This is a genomic window from Borrelia persica No12 (assembly GCF_000500045.1).
In the GTDB taxonomy this organism is placed as follows: domain Bacteria; phylum Spirochaetota; class Spirochaetia; order Borreliales; family Borreliaceae; genus Borrelia; species Borrelia persica.
Window position 1 is genome coordinate 1 of the sequence record NZ_AYOT01000228.1, and the last position, 206, is coordinate 206.

At 30.1% G+C, this 206-nt stretch carries 1 pseudogene; it reads left to right on the forward strand.

The annotated features are described in order from the left end of the window. Positions 1 to 206, forward strand: a pseudogene (locus tag U881_RS11245) (phage portal protein); the annotation flags it as partial.

The following is a 206-nucleotide window of genomic DNA, read 5'->3' on the forward strand; positions in this document are numbered from 1 at the left end:
ATATTGCATTCTTATACACCATGTTATACGGAAAGTTTTTTGCTTAATGTGTACTTACTAGAGAAGATATATAAAGAGATAGGTAAAAGAATAGAGACACATAACTTTTTGTTTTACAAAGATGATTCGTTAGTAGACTTACAAGATGTTTTATCATCTGCAGTTACATCAGTAAAGGAGAATAAGAGAGGAGGCCTTTCAAATTT